Source organism: Nocardia tenerifensis NBRC 101015 (genome assembly GCF_000308715.1).
GTDB lineage: Bacteria > Actinomycetota > Actinomycetes > Mycobacteriales > Mycobacteriaceae > Nocardia > Nocardia tenerifensis.
The window spans coordinates 1-5,727 of the sequence record NZ_BAGH01000283.1 but is presented as its reverse complement, the minus strand read 5'-3'; the positions used below and the strand labels follow the sequence as shown (position 1 = coordinate 5,727).

Genomic DNA, 5,727 nt, shown 5'->3' with positions numbered 1-5,727 from the left:
AGCGCGCCGAGTACGAGAGCATGCAGGCGCCCGCCATCGGCGGCGTCCGGCTGCCCCGCGGCAACGGCGAGATCATCCGTCTCGCCCGCGGCGCCTCGCTGTCGGACTTCGCGGAGAAGATCGACGCGAATCCGGCCGCCTTGGTACAGGCCTTGTTCAACCTCGGCGAGATGGTCACCGCGACCCAGTCGGTGAACGACGAGACCCTCGAGCTGCTCGGCAGCGAGATGAACTACGTCGTGCACGTGGTCAGCCCCGAGGACGAGGACCGCGAGCTGCTCGAGTCGTTCGACCTCACCTACGGCGAGGACGCCGGCGGCGAGGACGATCTCGAACAGCGTCCGCCGGTGGTGACCGTCATGGGCCACGTCGATCACGGTAAGACCCGACTGCTGGACACGATCCGCAAGGCCAATGTCCGCGAGGGCGAGGCGGGCGGCATCACCCAGCACATCGGCGCCTACCAGGTGATGACTCATCTGGGCGACACCGATCGGCTCATCACCTTCATCGACACCCCGGGTCACGAGGCGTTCACCGCCATGCGTGCCCGCGGTGCGAAGGCCACCGACATCGCGATCCTGGTGGTCGCCGCCGACGACGGCGTCATGCCGCAGACGGTGGAGGCGATCAACCACGCGCAGGCGGCCGACGTGCCGATCGTGGTGGCGGTCAACAAGATCGACAAGGAAGGCGCGAACCCGGACAAGATCCGGCAGCAGCTGACCGAGTACAACCTGGTCGCCGAGGAATACGGTGGCGACACCATGTTCGTCGACATCTCCGCGCGGGAGAACATCAACATCGATGCGCTCCTCGAGGCCGTCCTGCTCACCGCGGACGCGGCGCTGGACCTGCGGGCGAACCCGGACATGGACGCGCAGGGCGTCGCCATCGAGGCGCACCTCGACCGCGGCCGCGGCCCGGTGGCGACCGTGCTCATCCAGCGCGGCACGCTGCGCGTCGGCGACTCGATCGTGGCGGGCGACGCCTACGGTCGCGTCCGGCGCATGGTCGACGAGCACGGCGAGGACGTCATCGCGGCGCTGCCGTCGCGACCGGTCCAGGTCATCGGCTTCACGTCGGTGCCGGGCGCCGGTGACAACCTGCTCGTCGTCGACGAGGACCGGATCGCGCGCCAGATCGCCGACCGTCGCAACGCGCGCAAGCGCAACGCACTGGCCGCGCGCAGCCGCAAGCGGATCAGCCTGGAAGATCTGGATGCCGCGCTGAAGGAGACTTCGGAGCTCAACCTGATCCTCAAGGGCGACAACTCCGGTACCGTCGAGGCCCTCGAAGAGGCCCTGCTCGGGATCGAGATCGACGACGAGGTCCGGCTGCGGGTCATCGACCGCGGTGTCGGTGGCGTCACCGAGACCAACGTCAACCTGGCGTCGGCGTCGAACGCGATCATCATCGGGTTCAACGTCCGGGCCGAGGGCAAGGCGACCGAGCTGGCCAACCGCGAAGGCGTGGACATCCGGTACTACTCGGTGATCTACCAGGCCATCGACGAGATCGAGAAGGCCCTCAAGGGCATGCTCAAGCCGATCTACGAAGAGGTCGAGCTGGGCCGTGCCGAGATCCGCGCGATCTTCCGTTCGTCGAAGGTCGGCAACATCGCGGGCTGCATGGTCACCTCGGGTTCGGTCAAGCGCAACGCCAAGGCGCGCTTGCTCCGCGACAACGTGGTGGTCGCCGAGACCGTCACCATCTCCTCCTTGAAGCGGGAAAAGGACGACGTCACCGAGGTCCGCGAGGGCTTCGAATGCGGTTTGACGCTGACCTACAACGACATCAAGGAAGGCGACATCATCGAGGCCTACGAGCTGCGCGAGAAGCCGCGCGACTGAGTTCGCCGCACGGCACGCCGGGTTTCGCCCGGCGTGCCGTGTGAGCTCGGGCTTCACGACACAAAGAGGTGTGTAGTTGTTCCTGGGGGCACTCGAGTTCGACCTTCTCCTCGGAGACGTGCACTCGTTGAAGCAGAAGCGCTCGGTGATCCGGCCGATCCTGGCCGAACTGCAGCGCTTCGGCGTGAGTGCCGCCGAGGGGGGAGAGCACGACCGCCATCGACGCTCGCTGCTGGGGGTCGCCATGGTCAGTTCCGGTATGGATCACCTGACCGAGGTACTCGACCGTTGTGAGCGGCACGTCGCGGCACGTCCGGAGTTACAGTTGCTGGCAGTGCGCCGCAGGATCTTCGGACCCGAAGACTGACTATCTAGTGAGGAAGGTTCAGCCATGGTGGATCAAGCCAGGGCACGCCGACTCGCCAAGCGGATCTCCTCGATCGTGGCCACCGCGATCGAGTACGAGATCAAGGATCCGCGGCTGGGTTTCGTGACCATCACCGACGCCAAGGTCACCGGTGATCTGCGCGAGGCGACGGTGTACTACACGGTGATGGGCGAGACCTTGGACGCCGAGCCGGACTATCAGGGCGCGGCGGCGGGCCTGGAGAAGGCCAAGGGGGTGCTGCGCTCGAAGGTGGGCGCGGGCACCGGTGTGAAGTTCACGCCGACTCTGGCGTTCGTGCTCGACAAGGTGCCCGAGGTCGCCAAGGACATGGAAGAGCTGCTGGCCAGGGCCAGGGCCGCGGACGAAGAGGTGGCGAAGGTGGCCGCCAACGCCAGGCACGCGGGCGACGCCGACCCCTACAAGGTCGAACGCGACGACGCCGAGTGACATGCGGTAGACGATGACGACAATGCGGGACGCGGTCGACCTCGAATCCGCCGTCGAGGCGTTGAACACCGCCCGTTCGGTCACCATCGTCTGCCATGTACAACCGGACGCCGACACCGTCGGCAGCGGTCTCGCGCTGGCGCTGATCCTGCATCGGCGCGGCACCCCGGTGTGGGTGTCGTTCGCCGAACCGGCCGAGCTGCCCGAGTCGATGCGCTCGCTGCCCGGCGTGCACCACCTGGTCGCGCCCGCCGACGTGCCCGCCGAGGTCGATCTGCTGATCGCGGTGGACTGCGGCAGCGCGGGCCGGCTCGGCGCGCTGGCCGATCGAATGCCCGGGGCCGCACAGACTTTGGTGATCGATCACCATCGGTCCAATACCCGGTTCGGCTCGATCAACGTGGTCGACGCCTGCGCCGAGTCGACGACCAGCCTGATCGTGCGGCTGCTCGACGTGTGGGGCGTGCCGATCGATCCCGAAGTGGCGCACTGTCTCTACGCCGGCCTGCTCACCGACACCGGCTCGTTCCGCTGGATCCGGCCCGGCACGCACCAGCTCGCCGAGCGGCTGCTGGCCACCGGCATCGACAGCGCGGAGATCGCGCGGGCGCTGCTGGACACCCATCCGTTCGGGTGGCTGACCATGCTGTCGCGCGTGCTCGGCACCGCGCAGTTGGTGCCGACGGTATGCGGGGGCCTCGGGCTGGTGTACGCGTTCGTGCGGCTCGACGACATCGCCGGCGTGAGTTCGGAGGAGGCGGAGAGCGTCATCGACATAGTGCGCACCACCTCGGAGGCGGGCATCGCCGCGGTATTCAAGGAGTCCAGCACCGGCGGGGACCGGTGGACGGTGTCACTGCGCGCCCGCGACAGCCGGGCCGGGGCGGACGACGGGGTGGACGTCGCGGAGGTGGCGAGCGCGCTCGGAGGCGGAGGTCACCGCTTCGCCGCCGGGTACACCGCGTACGGCAGGCCCGACGAGCTGGTCGCCGGGTTGCTGGCCGCCCTGGGGTGAGCGGGCCGATCGAGACGCGGCCGAACAAGCGGCCGGCTGTCTGGTTGATCATGTCGAATCCTGGTGCGGCTGGTCGGTTACGGCATGCTCAACGAGTTCATCGCCGGGTTGCTGGCCGCGCTCGGGTGTGCGGGCCGATCGTGGCGCGGCCGAGCAAGCGGCTGGCTGACTGGTCGATCCTGTCGAATCCTGGTGCGGCTGATCGTTACGGCAGGTCCAACGAGTTCATCGCCGGGTTACCGGCCGCGCTGGGGTGAGCGGGCCGATCGTGGCGCGGTCGAGCAAGTGGTCGGCCGTCTGGTTGATCATGTTGAATCCTGGTGCGGCTGTCGGTTACGACAAGCTCATCGCCGGGTTGCCGGCCGCACTCGGGCGAGGGGGCGCGGCCGATCTCGCCGTCTCGACGATGTGGCGGATCTTGTCGACCCTAACGCGGCCGATCGTGTCGATCGCGGCGTGGTTGGTCATGTCGGCCGTTCGGGTGAGTGGGCCGATCGTGACGTGGTCGATCATGCCGTCGGCGGTGTTGTCGTTCATGTCGAGCGTCGCGCGGCTAGCCATTACAGCAGGCCTGATGAGCTTGTCGCCGCTTGCCGGCCGCTCTGGAGTGAGCGGGTCGATCGAGTCATGGCCGATCGAGCGGTCGGCGGTGTGGTCGATCATGTCGATCGCGGTGCGGCTGACCAGGTCGATCGCGGTGTGGTCGGCCATGCCAAGCGTGGCGTGGCCGGTGGGGTGGACTGTGGTGTGGCTGGCTGTGGTGGTCGTGGTGTGGTCGGTCGGGTGGACTGTGGGGTGTCCGGCCGTGGTGGTCGTGGTGTGGTCGGTCGGGTGGACTGTGGGGTGTCCGGCCGTGGTGGTCGTGGTGTGGTCGGTCGGGTGGACTGTGGGCCGGTCGGCCGTGGTGGTCGTGGTGTGGTCGGTCGGGTGGACTGTGGGCCGGTCGGCCGTGGCGGTCGCGGTGTCGTTGGCCGCGTCGACCGGGGCGTAGTCGCTCGCTCCTGCTGCGGTGCGGCGGTTTGTCGGTACCTCGTGGCAAGGTCTCGGGGTGGTCAGGTTTGTCGGTGGTTACGGGGAGGTGTGGTGAGTTCGACGAGTGCCGGTGGTGCGGATGTCCCGCGAGTCGAGGAGGGTTCGCTCGCCGTGCCCGAGGCGTCGAGCCGGGCGGCGCAGGCGGGTCCGCGGCGCATATTGGGCTTGGCCCTGCCGACGCTCGGGGTGCTGGTGGCCGAGCCGATCTATCTGCTGTTCGATCTCGCGGTGGTCGGGCGGCTCGGCGCGCTGGCGCTGGCGGGGCTCGCGGTCGGGGGTTTGATTCTGGCGCAGGTGAGTTCGCAGTTGACGTTCCTGTCCTACGGCACGACGGCGCGGGCCGCGCGCAGGCACGGCGCGGGGGACGAGCGCGGCGCGGTGGCCGAGGGCGTGCAGGCGACGTGGCTGGCGATCGTGGCCGGTGCGCTGATCCTGGTGCTCGTTCAGCTCTTCGCGGTGCCGCTGACCGGCGCGATAGCCGGCGGCGGGGATATCGCGGACGAGGCGTTGAGCTGGGTGCGGATCGCGCTGTTCGGGGTGCCGCTGATCCTGATCTCGATGGCGGGCAACGGGTGGCTGCGCGGGGTGCAGGAGACGCGCAGTCCGCTCGGCTATGTCATTGCGGGACTGGTGGTTTCGGGTGTGCTGTGCCCGGTGCTGGTGCACGGGCTGCTCGGGGCGCCGCGGCTGGAGCTACCCGGATCGGCCGTCGCGAATGTGGCGGGGCAGCTGGTGATGGCCGGGCTGTTTCTGAAAGCCTTGGTGCGCGAGCGTGTTTCGCTGGCGCCGCACTGGTCGGTGATGCGCGCCCAATTGGTCCTCGGCCGCGATCTGATCGCCCGCGGCCTCGCCTTCCAGGCGTGCTTCGTCTCGGCGGCCGCGGTGGCCGCGCGCTTCGGCGCCGCGTCGGTCGCCGCGCACCAGCTGGTCCTGCAGCTCTGGAATTTCCTTGCGCTGGCCCTGGATTCGCTCGCCATCGCCGCGCAGACCCT

7 protein-coding genes are annotated in these 5,727 nt (G+C 68.7%); 6 read left to right on the top strand and 1 reads right to left on the bottom strand.

The features are described from left to right. From infB to ON39_RS21820, 4 genes are all read left to right on the top strand, one after another. On the top strand, window positions 1-1,853 hold a 1,853-nt coding region (gene infB / locus ON39_RS21835; protein ID WP_218006176.1), incomplete at its 5' end, for a translation initiation factor IF-2. Between the two features lie 76 nt (window positions 1,854-1,929). Next, on the top strand, window positions 1,930-2,220 hold the full coding sequence (locus ON39_RS21830) for a DUF503 domain-containing protein (RefSeq protein ID WP_040737155.1): 291 nt from the start codon (window positions 1,930-1,932) through the stop codon (window positions 2,218-2,220). 24 nt (window positions 2,221-2,244) lie between these two features. Then, on the top strand, window positions 2,245-2,688 hold the full coding sequence (gene rbfA / locus ON39_RS21825; protein WP_040737153.1) for a 30S ribosome-binding factor RbfA: 444 nt from the start codon (window positions 2,245-2,247) through the stop codon (window positions 2,686-2,688). A gap of 13 nt (window positions 2,689-2,701) precedes the next feature. Then, window positions 2,702-3,703, top strand: a complete 1,002-nt coding sequence (locus ON39_RS21820; protein WP_040737152.1) for a DHH family phosphoesterase — start codon at window positions 2,702-2,704, stop codon at window positions 3,701-3,703. Window positions 3,704-4,036: 333 nt separating this feature from the next. Here the strand turns inward: ON39_RS21820 and ON39_RS21815 are convergent, their stop codons facing one another. Beyond that, window positions 4,037-4,414, bottom strand: coding sequence for a hypothetical protein (locus tag ON39_RS21815; protein ID WP_040737150.1), 378 nt, complete (start codon window positions 4,412-4,414; stop codon window positions 4,037-4,039). Here ON39_RS21815 and ON39_RS48215 point away from each other — a divergent pair. Both ON39_RS48215 and ON39_RS21805 read left to right on the top strand, forming a co-directional pair. Continuing rightward, window positions 4,413-4,694, top strand: a complete 282-nt coding sequence (locus ON39_RS48215) for a hypothetical protein (protein ID WP_146251134.1) — start codon at window positions 4,413-4,415, stop codon at window positions 4,692-4,694. The genes ON39_RS21815 and ON39_RS48215 overlap by 2 nt on opposite strands. A gap of 152 nt (window positions 4,695-4,846) precedes the next feature. Further along, on the top strand, window positions 4,847-5,727 hold an 881-nt coding region (locus ON39_RS21805), incomplete at its 3' end, for an MATE family efflux transporter (protein ID WP_040737157.1).

What these genes read in the sequence shown, in the direction of transcription:
- ON39_RS21820 (WP_040737152.1), top strand. Translation starts at nt 2,702, where the DNA reads ATGACGACAATGCGGGACGCGGTCGACCTCGAATCCGCCGTCGAGGCG.
- ON39_RS21815 (WP_040737150.1), bottom strand. Translation starts at nt 4,414, where the DNA reads ATGGCCGACCACACCGCGATCGACCTGGTCAGCCGCACCGCGATCGAC.
- rbfA (WP_040737153.1), top strand. Translation starts at nt 2,245, where the DNA reads ATGGTGGATCAAGCCAGGGCACGCCGACTCGCCAAGCGGATCTCCTCG.
- ON39_RS48215 (WP_146251134.1), top strand. Translation starts at nt 4,413, where the DNA reads ATGCCAAGCGTGGCGTGGCCGGTGGGGTGGACTGTGGTGTGGCTGGCT.